16 protein-coding genes, 2 tRNA genes and 1 pseudogene are annotated in these 17,373 nt (G+C 45.0%); 11 read left to right on the top strand and 8 right to left on the bottom strand.

Annotated features, from left to right (window positions below):
- The 4 genes and pseudogenes from IQR33_RS32410 to IQR33_RS06585 all read left to right on the top strand — a co-directional run.
- Positions 1–285 (top strand): annotated as a pseudogene (locus IQR33_RS32410) (hypothetical protein); the annotation flags it as partial.
- A gap of 205 nt (positions 286–490) precedes the next feature.
- A complete protein-coding gene (locus tag IQR33_RS06595; RefSeq protein ID WP_005377827.1) occupies positions 491–889 on the top strand; it encodes a VOC family protein in 399 nt (132 codons plus the stop codon).
- Positions 890–1,054: 165 nt separating this feature from the next.
- A complete protein-coding gene (locus IQR33_RS06590) occupies positions 1,055–1,693 on the top strand; it encodes a DJ-1/PfpI family protein (RefSeq protein ID WP_005377828.1) in 639 nt (212 codons plus the stop codon).
- Positions 1,694–1,822: 129 nt separating this feature from the next.
- The gene (locus tag IQR33_RS06585; protein WP_005377829.1) at positions 1,823–2,053 is read left to right on the top strand and encodes a hypothetical protein; all 231 of its coding nucleotides are present in this window, start codon (positions 1,823–1,825) and stop codon (positions 2,051–2,053) included.
- A 258-nt stretch (positions 2,054–2,311) separates the two neighbouring features.
- On the opposite strand, the gene IQR33_RS06580 is transcribed toward IQR33_RS06585, so the two are convergent.
- The 8 genes from IQR33_RS06580 to hppD all read right to left on the bottom strand — a co-directional run bounded on the left by IQR33_RS06580 (position 2,312) and on the right by hppD (position 7,924).
- Positions 2,312–2,388 (bottom strand) — tRNA-Val (locus IQR33_RS06580).
- A gap of 33 nt (positions 2,389–2,421) precedes the next feature.
- A tRNA-Val gene (locus IQR33_RS06575) sits at positions 2,422–2,498 on the bottom strand.
- A 179-nt stretch (positions 2,499–2,677) separates the two neighbouring features.
- Positions 2,678–3,016, bottom strand: a complete 339-nt coding sequence (locus tag IQR33_RS06570) for a hypothetical protein (RefSeq protein ID WP_005377830.1) — start codon at positions 3,014–3,016, stop codon at positions 2,678–2,680.
- 119 nt (positions 3,017–3,135) lie between these two features.
- Positions 3,136–3,795 (bottom strand): DUF2726 domain-containing protein, encoded by a 660-nt coding sequence (locus IQR33_RS06565; RefSeq protein WP_005377831.1) that lies wholly within the window; start codon positions 3,793–3,795, stop codon positions 3,136–3,138.
- Between the two features lie 195 nt (positions 3,796–3,990).
- The gene (maiA, locus tag IQR33_RS06560) at positions 3,991–4,659 is read right to left on the bottom strand and encodes a maleylacetoacetate isomerase (RefSeq protein ID WP_005377832.1); all 669 of its coding nucleotides are present in this window, start codon (positions 4,657–4,659) and stop codon (positions 3,991–3,993) included.
- Positions 4,660–4,680: 21 nt separating this feature from the next.
- On the bottom strand, positions 4,681–5,718 hold the full coding sequence (locus IQR33_RS06555) for a fumarylacetoacetate hydrolase family protein (protein ID WP_005377833.1): 1,038 nt from the start codon (positions 5,716–5,718) through the stop codon (positions 4,681–4,683).
- Positions 5,719–5,727: 9 nt separating this feature from the next.
- Complete coding sequence (locus IQR33_RS06550) at positions 5,728–6,858, bottom strand: homogentisate 1,2-dioxygenase (protein ID WP_017633969.1); 1,131 nt, start codon at positions 6,856–6,858, stop codon at positions 5,728–5,730.
- Complete coding sequence (hppD, locus tag IQR33_RS06545; protein ID WP_005377835.1) at positions 6,851–7,924, bottom strand: 4-hydroxyphenylpyruvate dioxygenase; 1,074 nt, start codon at positions 7,922–7,924, stop codon at positions 6,851–6,853. Before hppD ends, IQR33_RS06550 begins: the two co-directional genes overlap by 8 nt.
- Positions 7,925–8,462: 538 nt before the next feature.
- Between hppD and IQR33_RS06540 the strand changes: the two genes are divergently transcribed.
- The 7 genes from IQR33_RS06540 to IQR33_RS06510 all read left to right on the top strand — a co-directional run bounded on the left by IQR33_RS06540 (position 8,463) and on the right by IQR33_RS06510 (position 17,243).
- Positions 8,463–9,569 carry a M20/M25/M40 family metallo-hydrolase gene (locus tag IQR33_RS06540; RefSeq protein WP_017820903.1) on the top strand — a complete coding sequence of 369 codons (1,107 nt, stop codon included), beginning with the start codon at positions 8,463–8,465 and terminating at the stop codon, positions 9,567–9,569.
- Between the two features lie 264 nt (positions 9,570–9,833).
- Complete coding sequence (locus tag IQR33_RS06535) at positions 9,834–11,444, top strand: peptide ABC transporter substrate-binding protein (protein WP_017820902.1); 1,611 nt, start codon at positions 9,834–9,836, stop codon at positions 11,442–11,444.
- A 144-nt stretch (positions 11,445–11,588) separates the two neighbouring features.
- Positions 11,589–12,509: an oligopeptide ABC transporter permease OppB gene (gene oppB, locus IQR33_RS06530; RefSeq protein ID WP_193837423.1), complete on the top strand. Its 921-nt coding sequence runs from the start codon at positions 11,589–11,591 to the stop codon at positions 12,507–12,509.
- Between the two features lie 9 nt (positions 12,510–12,518).
- Positions 12,519–13,451, top strand: a complete 933-nt coding sequence (locus tag IQR33_RS06525; RefSeq protein WP_005377839.1) for an ABC transporter permease subunit — start codon at positions 12,519–12,521, stop codon at positions 13,449–13,451.
- Positions 13,452–13,461: 10 nt separating this feature from the next.
- Entirely contained in the window at positions 13,462–14,445 is a 984-nt protein-coding gene (locus IQR33_RS06520) for an ABC transporter ATP-binding protein (protein ID WP_017820901.1), read from the top strand.
- Between the two features lie 9 nt (positions 14,446–14,454).
- Positions 14,455–15,447 (top strand): ABC transporter ATP-binding protein, encoded by a 993-nt coding sequence (locus IQR33_RS06515; protein ID WP_017633963.1) that lies wholly within the window; start codon positions 14,455–14,457, stop codon positions 15,445–15,447.
- Positions 15,447–17,243 carry an aminopeptidase P family protein gene (locus tag IQR33_RS06510; protein WP_193837424.1) on the top strand — a complete coding sequence of 599 codons (1,797 nt, stop codon included), beginning with the start codon at positions 15,447–15,449 and terminating at the stop codon, positions 17,241–17,243. The genes IQR33_RS06515 and IQR33_RS06510 overlap by 1 nt, the downstream gene beginning before the upstream one ends.
- Positions 17,244–17,373: the final 130 nt, after the last annotated feature.

Here is a 17,373-nt window from a genome sequence, read left to right as displayed (position 1 = left end):
AATGATGGTTTAGGAACAACATGTAAGGATTGGCACCTACCCCTAGAATCTGGATTGCGAGAAGTTAACAATCATAAGAATCAAGTGGCGATAGACCAGCAGCGAGCACATGAAATACATAAAGCAAACGCTTCTAAACCTGTAACGTATTCAACACCAGCATCTACTTCGACTAGTAATGTTGTTCACTGTTACAAATTGGAAGACGTTAGCTTGGATAAGAACATTCAAACCTTTAATGGAATGATATGCCCTATAGGCTGGCTTAAATATTATGGCTATTAATGTATTTGATTAATACAGTACTTAAGAATGAACTCTAAGTTTAATTTTTAGTTCAAGATTGGGTTTCTTGTTTACAATGTTATGTTTCCAGTTGGATTACCGTATTCGAATAGATTGACGAAGTTAATCAATATATGTGTATTGATGCTTACTTTTTATCGAGTTATCTTTGTTTGATAGCCATTAAAACGAGTAAGGAAACAAAGTGACTGTGTTAACAAAAGGCATACACCACGTAGGTTTAACCGTATCTAACCTAGAAGCAAGCGCGAAGTTTTTCACTGAACAATTAGGTTGGAGTGAAGTAAAAAGAAATCCAGGCTACCCGGCAATATTTGTGAGTGATGGGCATATCATGCTTACACTATGGGCGGCTAAGGCTGATGCCGCCACTCCATTTGACAGAAAAACGAATATTGGTTTGCATCACTTAGCTTTACTCGTAGAGACTGAGAAGCAACTCTATGAGTTGCGTGATCAATTTATGGCGTCGGGAATCGAAATTGAGTTTGGTCCCGAGCTTGTTAAAACAGGACCCGCAAAACATTTAATGTGTTACGACCCAAGTGGTATTAGGGTTGAGTTTTTCTGGGCGGGCTCATAAAACAAACATAACAAAGTTTTATAATAGGGATTTGGTACACATGGCATTGTTAGTTTGCACCGCCTTTGGTGTTTAAGGTGCTCAGCAGAAGCTTGCGTATTGAATGCCCCTCCCCTCCTACTACACATTTTGCGACTTACGAGTAAGTCCAAAAGGATAAATGTTATGTATAAAATCGGCGTTGTTTTATTTGATGATTTCACGGATGTCGATTTCTTTCTTATGTATGACTTGCTAGGGCGCACAACCGACAGTTGGACAGTAAGTATACTTGGAACTAAATCTGAACATCATTCCCACCTCGGTATGAAAGTTAAAACAGACGGACACCTTTCTGAGGTGACGAATCAAGATGTCGTTCTTATTACAAGCGGCAAACGGGGTATTCCAGCCGCTTTAAAAGATGCTGAATTTATGTCAGCGTTGAATCTTGATCCAAATAGGCAGCTAATAGGTTCGATTTGTGCGGGATCATTCATCCTCCATGAACTCGGTTTACTAGAAGGCAAGCGATTAACAACAAACCCAGATGCAAAGGCTGTTCTACAAAGTATGGGAGGAGATGTTCAGGATCTGCCTCTCGTGATAGACGGTAATGTAGCGACGGCCGGTGGCTGTCTTTCACTGATGTATCTAATTGGTTGGTTAACAGAACGGCTATTTGACTCAAACAAACGAAAAGCTATACAAAATCAATTGATACCTGCTGGGCAATTAGAGCTATTTGAAGAGCTTATTGCCACAACTATTCAATCAGCAGAGTTAGCAAGCTCGGATAACAAGGCGTTAAATAATCATTCATAACATGTGGTGTTTTACATTACGTTAGTTTTAGTGTTTAGGGTAAGTCACACACCAGTCTTGTGTGACTTACCCTTGAACATAACGCCACTTGGGGAAATTAACTTACAGGGAGTAAATCAATTGGTAAAAATGTACGGTTCTGAAGAGACAAGAGCGTTTTGCTGTAATTGTAAAGAAGTAACGCTACATCGGTACGAAAGCTTCTCTAAAGCACAGGAAAAGACCGAGAAAAAAGCTAAAGGTTTCTTCTCTGGTCTATTTGCAGCAATAATTGGCTCATTAATGGAAGGCGAAGCGACTGGTGACTACAAATGTACAATATGCGGCACTAATCTTCACACGCCAGATAATTTAGATTAGTAGTCAGTGTCTCTAGTGCCACAGCAAGTGGCACGCAACACAATTTATAGACGGCTCTAGTGGGTTTGAAGCGTATGCACCTTATGCATTGGCATTTAGGGTTTTGAGGTTGTGTTGCGGATCAGGTAGTGCGCTTTTATCTTTAACAAGGGGCTAACGCAGAGCAAAAACAAGGACAAGAAAAGAAGTAGTTTTATTTGAGTATTAATGAATTACAGACACAAAAAAGCCCACCAAAAGGTGGGCTTTTCTAAAATTTGGTGGGTCCGGGCGAACTCGAATCGCCGACCCCTACCATGTCAAGGTAGTACTCTAACCAACTGAGCTACGGACCCAAATTTTTATGTTCCTAACCATTCAATTCAGAATGGTGCGTCCGAGTGGACTCGAACCACCGACCCCCGCCATGTCAAGGCGATACTCTAACCAGCTGAGCTACGGACGCATTTCTCTGGAACGACGAGGATATTAGCTATAAGCGAACGACGGTGCAAGCACAAATTTACCAACTTTGAACCGTTTGGCGAAAATGTAAACTCAACACGCGTTTTCAGATGATTTTATCGACAAGGACTGAGCCTGCAGGGTTTAAAAGTGTGATCTATATAACTTTTATTATCTCACTTAATTGTCGTAAGGCACTTCACTGAGCATCCAAATCTGTAAGGTTTGCGATACCTTAGGGCAAGTGCCGAACAAAATCTGATATTTAGGTTTAAATGGTTCGCCGATATAGGTTGTACGGATCAACTCTCCTGTTTTGACGTCTACTTGAGTGCTCACCCTGCCTTTGAAGTTTTGAAATATGACAAACTGCTCACTGTGGTAAACCATTTGCTCTCGGTAAAACAAGAAATGATCTTGGGGTGTCTCTGTCAATTCACACTCCAGTGGTTTCAAATTAGGTATCGCACTAACATTCGATGCGATGAACAACGCCGATAAAATCCATCCGTATCGCATATGGCTGCCCTATTCTGCCCTCTTTTTCAAAGTATAGGCCCTGCCTTGATGACTGATACAAAAAAGGCTTTGATCATCTCTAATCAAAGCCCCTTGTTTCTGCTGGTTAATTGTCGTGTTTAGTCGTCCGCCTCAAACACAACGTTATAATTTTCGGTGTATGTACAATTCGGCTGACGGCTACAAGTAAAGAAACGTCTCCCTTTGAACTCACCTTGGCTTGCGGTTTTAATGATCATCGGACTGCCGCATTTTTTACAAAAACGCACTTCTTTATCGGGCTCAATCAAATCAATGTGTGCCGCAAGCAAACGACGTAATCGCCCAACTTGATAACTGTGCTTTATCGAAGCGCCAATTAAAGGCAGGTTGGCCGTCTTACAAACATGAATCAATAACTTTTGTCTTTCTATCTTACCCTTGTTTAGCTCCTGCCCATTATCCAATTCAACGATAACGCGCGGCTCTAGTGTCCTTGGGTCACAAATAACGTAATCAAAATAGCTTCGAGATATACGGTTGTTCGCGACAAAAAACTGCTTCTTATTTTTGATTTCTTTTGGCGTAACCAAACTGGACATGTTTACTTTCGCGAATACTACGGCATGCTCCCCTACCGCCGCTCTTAACGCATTATAGAACGCACCCTCTTGACCTCTGAGCAGAGGGCCTTTCGAGCGATAAGGATAATCACGCGTGTCATCGTGCTTAATCACGTACTTTTGAATAACAAAGAAGAATAAAACCAGAAGAACAACAATGATAAAAATGTTGGTCATAAATAAAGTGCATCCAAAACAACTCGTTGCTCAAAGCGTAAATGGAAATGTTATGCAGAGCAACAAAACCTCGCAATTTTGAGGCGCCACGACGATAGCGAGAAACAGAAAATTTTGCTCACCAATAAAAACGAGCCAATCACACACTTGGATTGGCTCGTTTAAATTTTGTTAATACATTATGTATGCTAAGAATCAACTATTAGCGTCTGGCTGATTCTCTGGCATCGCATCAATAAAAGCTGGCAGTTGATTGCATGACTGCACAACAGCGTTAATGGTTGGATAAAGAGAGGTATCTACACCAAAGCGTTGTGCGTTATAAAATTGTGGTACCAGACAAATATCGACAATAGATGGCGAGCTTGTCAGGCTAAACTTGCAATCACCATTTAGTTTACGATGCTTCTGAAGTTTCTCTTCTAATGCTGTAAAACCTTTGTGGATCCAGTGATGAATCCAAGCGACTTTGCGCTCTGGTTCGCAAGCTAGCTCCCCCTCTAAATACTGTAGAACTCTTAAGTTATTCAGGGGATGAATCTCCATTGCAATATCCTGAGCCAAAGCTAGCGCTTGGTATCGAAGCGGCGTTTGCTCGGGGATCACAGTGACATCCGGGTAGTGTTCTTCTAAGTATTGAATGATCGCCAGTGACTGGGTTAACTGAACCTCCCCATCCACCAGCAAAGGAACCAGTTCAGAAGCGTTTAACTCATGGTACTCGTCACTGTGTTGTTCGCCACCATTGCGCACCAAGTGTACCGATTTTGAATCATACGATAACTCTTTAAGATTCAAGCAAATACGCACACGATACGCCGCCGATGATCGCCAGTATCCGTATAAAATCATGCTATCGCTCATATCGTCTCCCAACCAGCATTGTTAGTGCTTGAGATATTGGCTAACTTGTTGGTCAATCGAGCCGAATATGTTGTTGCCATCCGCATCGAACATTTCCAATCTGATTGAATCTCCAAACGACATGAAGTTAGTCGACGGCTTACCATCACGAATGGTTTCAATCATGCGAACTTCCGCGATACATGAATAGCCAACGCCACCTTCTTCAATAGAAGTGCCATGTTCCGTTCCCTGCTTGTTGGATACCGTACCTGAGCCTATAATCGCCCCAGCAGATAGCGGGCGCGTTTTAGTCGCGTGAATAATTAAGTCTGCGAAATCAAACGTCATATCGATACCTGCATTCGGGCGACCAAACGGCTTGTGGTTGTAGGTCGAGACCAATGGTAAATGCACTTTGTTTTCGTACCACGCATCGCCTAGTTCGTCTGGTGTTACTGCCACAGGAGAAAACGCAGAAGAAGGTTTAGATTGGAAAAAACCAAACCCTTTAGCTAATTCTGCGGGAATTAGCCCACGCAGTGAGACATCATTCACCAGCATGATCAAACGAATCGACTCCTGAGCCTCTGCAACACTCGCGCCCATTGGTACGTCACCAGTTACCACAGCAACTTCACCTTCGAAATCAATACCCCATTCATCACTCGCAAACTCGATGTTGTCACAAGGTCCAATAAAGGCATCAGAGCCTCCTTGGTACATCAACGGGTCCGTCCAAAAACTCTCTGGCATTTCAGCGCCGCGAGCTTTTCGAACCAACTCAACGTGGTTTACGTAAGCACTGCCATCAGCCCACTGATAAGCGCGAGGAAGCGGCGACTCACAGTAGTGCGCTTCAAACTCTTCATACCCTGCAACCGTGCCATTGTTCAGTGCAACGTATAGCTCTTCCAGTTGTGGTGCTAGCGTATCCCAGTTATCAAGCGCCACCTGCATCGTCGGTGCTAAGTTCATAGGGTGGAAAATTTCTGTCGCAGGTACGCAGCGCGTTAAGTCTTTGCTCACGACCATCAACAAACCGTCACGAGTGCCATTTTTCTTGGTTGCTAATTTCATCCTTGCCTCTTACTTCTCTTGCCAGCTATAGACGTATTCTTTGTTTTCTACTTTTTCCAGCTCATCCGAAAACTGAAGTGCGTGACGCGTATCAATCATGACCGCGACTTCGTCGGCAAAAGTCTTCTTATGCTCTCGCCCTGCCTTGAAAGCTTTCGGGTGAGGGCCATGTGTAAAACCTGCTGGATGGAATGTCACCATACCCGCTTCAATGTTGTCACGACTAAAGAAGTCACCTGCATGGTAGAACAAGACTTCGTCATAATCGTCATTGTTGTGGTAGAACGGTACTTTGAGCGCTCCAGGATCACTTTCAATTGGACGAGGAACGAAGGTGCACACCACAAATCCTGATCCTACAAATGTAGTATGTGCAGAAGGCGGTAAATGGTAACGATGTGACATAAGTGGACGAATATCACGCCAGTTCACTTTTACTACCGCCAAATCACCATGCCACCCAATCGCATCCAGCGGGTTGAATGGGTAAGTGATAACACTGACTTTATCGTGGCGTTTCACCTGAACCTGTGTTTGATTCTCAGAATATTGAGCACGGAACTGATCGTTGATCGACGGCGTTTCTAAAACCGCTGGATCAAACACCGCGTGGTTTCCAACCATGCCTTTTTCGGGCAATGTATAGGCCGCATCGGTGTTTTCAATCATCAGAATGAACATCGGCTCGCTTGGTTCTAAACGCCAGCTCGTTGAGCGCGGGATCATGACATAATCCCCTTCACTCACTTTCAAATGACCATAATCACAGTAGAGATCTGCCGTACCTTGGTGGATGAATAGCAGTTCGTCGCCATCCGCGTTTCTCACCAAGAAGTCCATTTTTTCATCCATACGCCAAACACGAACTTTACAATTCGCGTTGTGTAATAGATGCGGGACTGCCCAAGGGGTAATATGGCTGGCTTTCTCGACTAGATTAAAATCAAATGCTCGTGGACGTAGCTCGCCTTCCCACTCAGACCACCCCGTTGGGGCATGTTGATGATGAAAATGTGTTGCGGGGCCGAAGAAGCCACTTCGACCTGCCTCACGTTCATAAATTGCCTCTTCCGGGAAGTCAGCATGCGCTTGTTTAGAGCACACTCCCTCCCGGTGAGGGAATGTGATCCATTTATGCATCGCTCAATACTCCTCGTCGAATTTGGTCTTCTTCTATCGATTCAAACAACGCTTTAAAGTTACCCTCGCCAAAGCCTTCATTGCCTTTACGTTGGATGATTTCGAAGAACACAGGGCCGATAACGGTTTGAGTAAAGATTTGTAGCAAGATGCCATCTTTCGTTGGCGCACCATCAATAAGAATCTGCAAATCACGAAGCTTGCTTACATCTTCACCATGGCCTTCAACACGCTGATCGACTTTCTCGTAGTAAGTATCTGGCGTTGGCATAAAGTCCATGCCGCGCTCACGCAATGTTTTGACCGTTTCGTAGATGTCGTCTGTGGTCAATGCGATGTGTTGAATACCTTCGCCATTGTATTCACGGATAAACTCTTCAATCTGCGATTTATCATCTGACGACTCATTGATAGGAATTCGGATTTTGCCGCAAGGTGCGGTCATCGCACGGCTGACAAGACCAGTCAGCTTACCTTCGATATCGAAATAACGAATTTCGCGGAAGTTACCAATGCGCTCATAGAAACCTGACCAGACATCCATGTTGCCCTGCTTAACGTTGTGCGTTAAGTGGTCGATTTCGTAAAGACCAACATTCGCTTTTGATAAACGCTCATCAGCATCATCATAAAAACGAAAATCGACATCATAAATACTCTGCTTTCCATAACGGTCGACAAAATAAAGCAAGCTTTCACCGATGCCATAAATAGCAGGAATGCTAAGCTCCATCGGCCCAATTTCCGTTTTATATTCTTTACCGCCATTCTCTAACGCATGCGCCAGAGCAACGGTGGCGTCTTTCACACGAAATGCCATGCCACAAACCGACGGACCGTGAACTTTGGCGAATCCCTCAGCTTGGCTATGCGGCTGCGCATTCACAATAAAGCTAATGTCACCTTGTCGATATAACCACGCTTCTTTTGAGCGATGCTTTGCAATTTCCGCAAAACCTAACGATATAAACAGATCTTTAAGCTGTTGAATGCCTTTGTTGTCAGCAGCGGTATATTCAACAAACTCAAATCCGTCTGTTCCTAGTGGGTTATATGCATCAACCATGACTTTCTCCTTGTCTCAGTAGCTTTTGTTTGGACTTATTTTTCTAACTTGGCGCAGGTCTTGAGAAATTGGAATACGTGGGGAGAAATCTTTACCTTGGCGATTTTTACGCATAATTGTAAAATATATGTTACATACAGGAGGCGCGTCGAATCCACTTTCGTAAACATCAAATAAACTGCTTATTTTCAATATATTAGATTGATGTTTTCGGCTTTACGCCAACATATAAAATGTAAACAAGTTGTTACTTTGGCATTTTATCTTGGCAACGTAGCTCAAAAAGCAAAAGGGGATGGAAAGTCTATTGCACCCTATCTCTATCCGATTTATTCATTTGATCCTGCAAAACATCAAAAGTAATGTTTCGTGACGCTTCATACAGTTCGAAAGGCTCATCGGTCAGAATCGTGTCATGGATACCCCTTTATTGATTCACCTCAGTTTTATTTAAAAGTAACTGTGCCATAAGTGGTGCTCTGTTCCCTATCGAGCCGAGCCACAAGGCTTCACGCTCGATCAGAAAAAGAGACTTCTAATGACACACATCAATCAAGAACGCTTAGTTGAACATTTTTGCCAACTGGTACGTATCGATAGCGAATCAACAAACGAAAAACAAATTGCAGAAACACTGGCAGAGCAGCTAGGCGACCTAGGCTTTACCGTGCACAAGCTTCCAGTACCTAAGCACATTTCTAACGGCTTTAACGTGTACGCCCGTTTAGACGGCAAAAAAGACGGCTCTATCCTAATGAGCTGTCATATGGATACAGTCACACCGGGCATTGGCATTGAGCCAATCATCGAAGACGGCGTTATCCGTTCAAAAGGCAATACGATTCTTGGTGGCGATGATAAATCTGGTATTGCTGCCATCATGGAAGCCGTTCGTTGTATTCAAGCGGAAAACCTTGAGCACAAAACGTTAGAACTTGCTTTCACCGTGTATGAAGAAGGCGGTTTATTCGGTTCACAATACTTCGATATGTCACACGTCACTTCAACGGAAGCAATCGTGTTAGATACGGGTGGCCCTATTGGCACTATTGTGACCGCAGCCCCAGGCCAGCAAAAAATCGTGGCAACAATCAAAGGTCGACCAGCACATGCAGGGCTTGCGCCAGAAGAAGGCATCAGTGCGATCATGGTGGCGGCAGATGCCATCAACCAAATGAAGCTGCTTCGCATCGACGAAGAAACGACAGCCAACATCGGTATAGTGAATGGCGGTCAGGCCACAAACATTGTTATGCCTGAATTAAAAATCGTGGCAGAAGCACGCTCCCTGAATGGCGATAAACTAGATGCTCAGGTCAATCATATGATCTCAACATTAGAGTCTGTCTGTGAAAAACACGGTGCAGAAGTCGACATTGAATCTAGCCGAGCCTACGACGCTTTTGTTATTGAAGAAAACCACCCGCACGTAAACGCTATAAAAGCAGCGTTTTCAGAGTTGGGAATTGACGCCTTCACAAAAGGCACTGGCGGCGGTAGCGATGCCAACAACTTTAACAAGAAAGGTCTCACAACGGTCAATCTTTCAACTGGCATGGCAAAAGTACACACGACAGAAGAGTTTATCGCGGTAAGTGATATGGTCAAAATCACTGAGTTCGTGAAACATTTCCTAGTCAGTTAACGTCGTGCCTTTTGAAGAGCAGACTGACTATCTTCCCCTTCTAGCCTGTGCTTGAAGGGGATTTTAATTTGTATCGAAGCAAAATTACTTCCCGTCATGCCAACTTGATATCAGATCTTCAAAGAAATTCCCCTAGCTCACTTTTTGAGACCAGACAGCTCAATACCTGACACCCTGTTACAGTAATGTTAAAACTCGATTGTGTAGACAATTTATACAATATACATTTTTGGCATCTTTCAGGATGAAAAGAGTGAGACAAGGATGAAATTACCTAAGTTGCTTTTATTAGCGTCGATGATGAGTCCAATACTGGCAACATCAAGCTATGCCGCGCCGTATCCCGTAAGTGTGACCCTCGATGAGACACAAGAAATTACGCTAAACAATGGGGCTGAAGTTACTTCTATTGACCCAGCCAAGCAAGCCGCAGAGCCCGCTTTCAATCTCGGTCGAGACCTGTTTGAAGGTCTGGTCATTCAAGATAAGCAAGGTAAAACCATTCCTGGTGTTGCTGAGTCTTGGTCAGTCAATGACAACAATACGGTTTATACCTTCCACTTACGTGATGCAAAATGGTCAAATGGCGAAACGGTCACTGCACAAGATTTTGTCTACAGCTGGCAACGCTTACTGAATCCAAGCACTGCTTCACCCTACGCTTGGTTTGCGGCCATTCCAAATATCGAAAACTCGCAAGCCATTATGAAAGGCGACGCCGCACCCGAGTCCTTGGGCGTGAAGGCGCTGGATGAAAAAACGTTCCAGGTAACACTCGAAGAGCCTATTCCCTTCTTTACGAAACTATTAAGTCATCCAGTGCTTGCCCCCGTTCATAAAGCGACCATTGAAAAACATGGCAACCGTTGGACCCAGCCTGAGCATATCGTTACAAATGGTGCGTTTACTGTCTCTGAATGGAAAGTTAACGAAAAACTGGTGATGGTTAAAAATCCACATTATTGGGACGCAAGCAATGTAGTGCTGGAAAAAGTCACCTGGCTACCAATTGGTGATGCAAACGTAGTGCTAAACCGCTACCTAGCTGGTGAGATAGACCAAGCGGTTTCCATTCCTGCCGCTCAGAAGAAAAAGTTAATTCAACAACGCCCACAAGAAGTGGCAAGCACCAGTGCGTCTCTTGGCTCCACATTCTATTACCTCAACACTCAACAAGGGCCAACAAAAGACGTGCGGGTTCGTAAAGCCCTCTCATATGCCATTGACCGTCAACTGTTAACGAGTGCTATTTTGAGAAACGGTGGGGTTCCAATGTATACCCTTGTGCCACCTCAAACAGATGGTTTTAAATCTCACACTCCTGAGTTCGCAACTTGGAACCGCCATAAACGTATCGAAAAAGCGCAGCAATTACTGTCAGAAGCTGGATACGATAAAAGCAATCCGCTTAAGTTAACGTTTACCGTACCAACTTTCTCGATGGACGTAAAAATGGCAACCACCATGGCAGGCATGTGGAAAAGCCGATTGGGTGCGCAAGTCACGATAAAACAGCTAGAACCGAAAGTGTTCTACGCACTTAAAGAGCCGACCGACATTACTCGCGGCGGCTGGACGGCCGACTACAATGAAGCCTCTACATGGTTGGATATCTTCGTTTCTAGTGGCGAGTACAACGATTCTCGTTATAACAACCCGCAATACGACGAGTTAATGGCTCGCTCAAAGACCATGAGCAACCCATCAGAACTGTATTTACAAGCAGAAAGCATGCTGATTGAAGACATGGCCATTATTCCTATTTATCGTCCGGGTAACGATCAATACCTCATCAAGCCTTACGTGGGCGGCTACGAACTGACAAACCCTGAGTCGTCGTACTACCGCAAGAATGTCTATGTAAAAGCCCACTAAAAGCATGTTTTCGGTCTGAGTCGGCAAGTTCAATGTTTACTTGCCGTTCCTCATATCTCTCGGTGGAGAAGGCAACCTGAGCTCAGACCATTTTTTATTCATAACCGTTCGAAGTGATTTCGGATGACCAAAGGATGATGGATCATGATTTGGTACATTGTTAAGCGATTAGCTATCGCTATCCCCACGCTTCTATTCATCGCACTCGTATCATTTTGGCTGATGCACATTGCACCAGGGGGGCCATTTGATATGGAACGGCCTATGCCAGAGGTGGTACGTGCGAATATCGAAGCAAAATTCCATTTGGACCAGCCCTTCCTTACTCAGTTTTGGATTTACATTGGTAATTTCATACAAGGAGATCTCGGTCCGAGCTTCGTTTATCAAGACTTCAGTGTTACACAGCTCGTCGCACAATCATGGCCAGTTTCAGCAGTATTAGGCGTACTCTCCTTTTGCATTTCCGTTCCACTTGGCATGTTGCTTGGCACCATTGCGGCATTGAACCGAAATAGCCGCCTAGATTACGGCCTGATGACACTTTCGATGACTGGAGTTGTAGTTCCGGCTTTCGTGCTTGCTCCAGTTTTAGTCATGCTCTTCGCTATTCAGCTCGGCTGGTTCCCTGCTGGTGGTTGGGAAGGAGGAAAGCTGGCTTTTCTTGTTCTTCCCGTGCTCAGCCTAGCGATTGGCTCCATTGCGAGTATTGCACGCGTCATGCGTGGCGCAATGATTGAAACACTCAACCAACCATACATTCGAACGGCAAAGGCCAAAGGTTTGTCCACAACCTACATTTTATTCCATCACGCTTTGCGACCATCCCTGATTCCCGTCGTTGCGATGCTCGGCCCTGCGTTTGTGTCTGTCGTGACAGGCTCGGTAATTATCGACATTTTCTTTGGTACAGGTGGCATGGGACAACACTTTGTGTCTGGGGCTCTCAACCGCGACTACGGCCTAGTAATGGGCATTACTCTGATTGTCGCTTCACTCACTATCTTCTTTAACCTTGTGGTCGACTTGCTATATACGATTATCGACCCTCGTATACGCGTTTAGGAGTCCGGTATGTTAACGATCAAAAAACTGGATACACAAGCTCTTCAAGATCAAGTCGTCGACAATATTGAAGCCGTCGAAGGTCGCAGTCTTTGGCAGGATGCATGGACTCGATTTCGTAAAAACAGAGCCGCGATGACATCAGTGTATGTTTTGGCTTTCATTACCTTATGCATCACTTTCGGCCCCTCTCTTGCCGCTTTTGGCCATGATGAAATTGACTGGGAAGTGCTCATCGATCCATACGAGCTAGGGAAACCTTCACTGAGCAGTGGCCATTACTTTGGTACCGATGATCTCGGGCAAGATGTCTTCGCTCGCACGATGCAAGGTGGCAGGCTCTCTATTTTGGTAGGTTTTGTTGGCGCCTTAGTCGCCGTTGTTATTGGTACGATTTGGGGAAGTATTTCCGGCTATCTTGGCGGCGTTGTCGATAGCGTAATGATGCGCATTATTGAGGTGCTCGATTCGGTGCCATTTATGTTTATGGTTATCCTGTTTGTTACCCTTTTTGGCAACAACATCTACCTGATTTTTATCGTGATCGGAATGGTATCTTGGCTGGGCATTGCCCGTGTTGTACGTGGTGTCACCTTCGGTCTAAAAAAGCGAGAGTTCATCGAAGCCGCACACTCTATTGGGGTTTCTAAATTGACAATTGTCCGACGCCATGTTCTGCCTAATGTGCTTGGGATCGTGATGGTTTATTCCTCCTTAATGGTACCAGGATTCATTATGTTCGAATCGTTTTTGAGCTTCTTAGGGCTTGGTGTTCAACCACCAGACACGAGCTGGGGAATCCTAATTTCCGAAGGCGCAAAAACGATTGACGTTGCATTGTGGATGCTGCTTTTTCCCTCTCTGTTTTTAGTTGCCACCCTCTTTTGTTTTAACTTCATCGGCGATGGCTTGCGTGATGCTCTTGACCCGAAAGACCGATAAGGACAAACCCATGCTATCTATTGAAAACATGAACGTGCGCTTCGATACGCCAGATGGGCAAGTGCAAGCGGTCAGTAATCTCTCCTACTCGATTAAAGCGGGCGAAACTCTTGGGATTGTTGGGGAATCAGGTTCGGGAAAAAGCCAGTCTGTTTTCGCATTAATGGGGTTAACCGCGGATAACGGCGCCGTGTCTGGAAGCGCAATGTTCCACGGTGATGATTTACTCGCGATGTCTAAAAAGCAGCTCAACCGCATCCGTGCAGAGAAAATCGGAATGATCTTTCAAGATCCGATGACGTCACTCAACCCATTTATGAAAATTGGCAAACAGCTTTGTGAAGTTCTCATGATTCATAAAGGAATGACCCGAAAACAAGCAAAAATTGAATCGATTCACATGTTGGATGCGGTGCGTATTCCCTCTCCCGAAACTAGGATGAATCAATACCCTCACGAATTATCTGGCGGAATGCGTCAGCGAATCATGATAGCGATGGCCTTGTTGTGTAAGCCCGAGTTGTTAATTGCAGACGAACCAACCACCGCGTTAGATGTAACCGTTCAAGCTCAAATTTTGACGCTATTACGAGACTTACAACAAGAGTTCAATACGGCTATTTTACTGATCACTCACGATATGGGCGTCGTCGCCGAGATGTGTGATCGCGTATTGGTCATGTATGGTGGTCAAAAAATGGAGCAATCAGATACCGAGACATTGTTCGCTCAACCTGCGCACCCCTACACTCAAGGCCTGCTAAAGGCGATTCCTTCCATCACTGAAGATATGCCGCGTTTACCAACCATCCCAGGTAACCCACCAAGTGCGTTGATTAACCATCAAGGGTGTCCGTTTAAAGAGCGGTGCGAGCATCGAGAGACGCGTTGCCAATACGAAACCCCACGGTTTTCTCCATTAAACACGAGCCAGTCCATTGCCTGTCACGTTAAAGCACCCAGTGTTATCACTCCCATTCAAATAAAAGCTTAAGGAGGCGTTATGAATAAAAAAGAAGTCCTCATGTCTGCTCGTGATTTAAACGTCCACTTTCCTGTTTCACGTCATCTTATTCCAAGTCGACGTAAAATCGTGAAAGCGGTCAATGGTATCGACTTAGATGTTTACCGAGGTGAGACACTTGGCATTGTGGGGGAATCAGGCTGCGGAAAATCAACACTTGCTCGCGCCTTACTTCGCTTAATTGAACCTACACATGGCGAGTTGACTTGGAAAGGTCAAGACATGCTCGGGTTTAGTAAAAAAGAGCTTTCCTCTCGACGCAGAGAATTTCAGATGGTGTTTCAAGACCCATCCGCTTGTTTGAATCCGAGGTTAACCATCTCAGAATGCATCGCCGAACCACTGCTCACCCACGAGCCAAAGCTTAAACGGGCAGAGGTAGAAAAGCGTGTCATCGCTATGATGGATAAAGTGGGTCTCTTGGCGAGCCAGCGAAACCGCTATCCACATGAATTTTCCGGAGGTCAATGCCAGCGTGTGGGCATTGCCAGAGCATTAATTCTCAATCCAGATTTGGTCGTGTGTGATGAACCCGTTAGTGCACTAGATGTCTCCATACAAGCTCAGGTCATCAATCTTCTAGATGATCTTAAACAAGAAATGGGGTTAACACTGGTGATGATTGCGCATGACTTAAGCGTGGTGCGCCATATCAGCGACCGCGTTATGGTGATGTATCTTGGTAAACCTATGGAAGTAGGACGTTACGATCAAGTATTTGATGATGCTCAACACCCCTACACCAAAGCACTGTTATCTGCTGTCCCGATAGCTAATCCGCAATTAGCACGTGACCGTGAAATACAACTATTGCCCGGCGATCTTCCTTCTCCACTTAACCCACCGAGCGGTTGCGTTTTTCGTACTCGATGCCCAGAAGCAACAGAAGTATGCGGGCAACAGAACCCAATAAAAACAGGCTCGGAGCAGCATCATATCTATTGCTCAAATATGACTTTAGGAACCATTTAATGAACAATACTAACTCAGTAAACCAACGCCTTACGTTATTGCGTGAGGCAATGTCCTTTCACAACGTGTCTGCATATATCGTGACCAACAATGACCCACATAACAGTGAATACTCAGCGGATCATTGGTTAGCGCGAAGCTGGATTTCAGGTTTTACCGGCTCAGCAGGCGATGTCGTCATTACCCAACAAGGTGGTGGCCTGTGGACTGATGGTCGTTACTATATTCAAGCTGAAGAACAGTTACACGGCACAGGACTTGAACTGTTTAAAGCCAAACAACCAGAAACGCCGACAGTTGCCAAATGGCTGGCTACCACGCTACCAGAAAACAGTATTATCGCGGTTGACGGGCGCGCCATCAGTTACGCTTTTTATCAAGGCCTCAAACAAACCTTTGAAGCGAAAAACATTAAGATCATTCTCGACCTGGATTTACTCACACCGATTTGGCTTGAAAGACCACCTCGCCCAAGTGCACCCGTATTCGAGCACCCCACCGCTTTTGCTGGCGTTGACACTGAAAATAAGTTAGCGAGAATCCGTTCTTGGTTAACCGAGAACCAAGTAGATAGCTTATTAGTGTCAACGCTAGATGATGTCATGTGGACAATGAATATTCGAGGTGGTGATACGAATTACTGCCCAGTTTCTGAAGCCTATCTAGTCGTAGAGCAATCACTTGCGACACTGTTTATTGATAAAGCCAAACTGCCTCAAGACGTTGAAAGAGCGCTGACCGATCAGAGTGTACACATTCGCCATTACAACTACGTAAGTCAGTATTTGAATCAGCAATGTGAGGGATTATCGCTCGCTTTTAACCCGACCCACACAGACAGCTTATTGGTGAGTTCGATTGAAGGGAATGTGAATCTAAAGCCAATGGCTTGCCCTGTAACGGCAATGAAGGCCATAAAAAATGCGACCGAGCTAACTAGCCTAGAACAGGCATTAACAGATGATGGTGTGGCAATCGTAAGGTTTATGAACTGGCTCGAAGAGCAAGTTCCAAGCGGACTCGTTACAGAATTGTCTGCTGAGGCACAACTGAATCACTATCGCCGTCAAACCCGACATTATGTGAGTGACAGTTTCCGCACTATCGCAGGCTTCGCAGCTCACGGGGCAAAAATGCATTATGCCGCCGATGAAGAAAGCAATGCGGCAGCCAATGAAAGCAACTTCTTTCTCGTCGATTCTGGTGGCCAATACCTTGGCGGGACAACAGACATCACCCGTACTTTCCACTTCGGGTCACCGACCATTAAGCAGCGCAAAGATTATACCTTGGTGCTCAAAGCGGTCATCCGACTGACTCAGACTCGATTCATGAAAGGCTCTACGGGTGCCAATCTTGATATCATGGCGCGTGGCGTCTTATGGCAACATGGTATTGATTACAAGTGCGGCACTGGACACGGCGTGGGCATTTGCTTGAATGTTCACGAAGGCCCACAAAATTTCTCGCAAAGCCACCACGAGGTTGAACTAAAACCGGGTATGGTCATTACTAATGAGCCAGGCGTTTATCGCGAAGGTGAGTACGGGGTAAGAATAGAGAACATTCTTAAAGTTGTAGAAGTAGAACAAAATGAGTTCGGCACGTTTTACGGTTTTGAGACCATCACTCTTGCTCCAATTGCGACCAACGCCCTTGATTTATCAATGCTAGATCAAGCAGAGCTAGACTGGCTCAATCATTACCATTCACGAGTCTATCAAGCACTTAGCCCTTTTCTTGATACGCAAGATAAAAACTGGCTTCAACGCACAACCCAACTTATTGAGAAATAGGATATCAGCAAGCTTTATAACGTTTTCATTTTCATCTCAAACTCCTTGTTTGCCAGCCTTCGGGCTGGTTTTTTATAGAGATAACGGCGTGAAAAACAAAAACGCCCCGCAATGTTAGCGAGGCGATCAA

This window comes from Vibrio sp. OPT46 (assembly GCF_015163535.1).
GTDB classification, from domain to species: Bacteria; Pseudomonadota; Gammaproteobacteria; order Enterobacterales; family Vibrionaceae; genus Vibrio; species Vibrio alginolyticus.
This window is presented reverse-complemented; position numbering and strand designations above follow the sequence as displayed.

Excerpts from the sequence above, each read along its gene's own strand:
- IQR33_RS06590 (WP_005377828.1), top strand. The coding sequence starts at position 1,055 with ATGTATAAAATCGGCGTTGTTTTATTTGATGATTTCACGGATGTCGAT.
- IQR33_RS06585 (WP_005377829.1), top strand. The coding sequence starts at position 1,823 with ATGTACGGTTCTGAAGAGACAAGAGCGTTTTGCTGTAATTGTAAAGAA.
- IQR33_RS06570 (WP_005377830.1), bottom strand. The coding sequence starts at position 3,016 with ATGCGATACGGATGGATTTTATCGGCGTTGTTCATCGCATCGAATGTT.
- IQR33_RS06565 (WP_005377831.1), bottom strand. The coding sequence starts at position 3,795 with ATGACCAACATTTTTATCATTGTTGTTCTTCTGGTTTTATTCTTCTTT.
- maiA (WP_005377832.1), bottom strand. The coding sequence starts at position 4,659 with ATGAGCGATAGCATGATTTTATACGGATACTGGCGATCATCGGCGGCG.
- IQR33_RS06555 (WP_005377833.1), bottom strand. The coding sequence starts at position 5,718 with ATGAAATTAGCAACCAAGAAAAATGGCACTCGTGACGGTTTGTTGATG.
- IQR33_RS06550 (WP_017633969.1), bottom strand. The coding sequence starts at position 6,858 with ATGCATAAATGGATCACATTCCCTCACCGGGAGGGAGTGTGCTCTAAA.
- hppD (WP_005377835.1), bottom strand. The coding sequence starts at position 7,924 with ATGGTTGATGCATATAACCCACTAGGAACAGACGGATTTGAGTTTGTT.
- IQR33_RS06540 (WP_017820903.1), top strand. The coding sequence starts at position 8,463 with ATGACACACATCAATCAAGAACGCTTAGTTGAACATTTTTGCCAACTG.
- IQR33_RS06535 (WP_017820902.1), top strand. The coding sequence starts at position 9,834 with ATGAAATTACCTAAGTTGCTTTTATTAGCGTCGATGATGAGTCCAATA.
- oppB (WP_193837423.1), top strand. The coding sequence starts at position 11,589 with ATGATTTGGTACATTGTTAAGCGATTAGCTATCGCTATCCCCACGCTT.
- IQR33_RS06525 (WP_005377839.1), top strand. The coding sequence starts at position 12,519 with ATGTTAACGATCAAAAAACTGGATACACAAGCTCTTCAAGATCAAGTC.
- IQR33_RS06520 (WP_017820901.1), top strand. The coding sequence starts at position 13,462 with ATGCTATCTATTGAAAACATGAACGTGCGCTTCGATACGCCAGATGGG.
- IQR33_RS06515 (WP_017633963.1), top strand. The coding sequence starts at position 14,455 with ATGAATAAAAAAGAAGTCCTCATGTCTGCTCGTGATTTAAACGTCCAC.
- IQR33_RS06510 (WP_193837424.1), top strand. The coding sequence starts at position 15,447 with ATGAACAATACTAACTCAGTAAACCAACGCCTTACGTTATTGCGTGAG.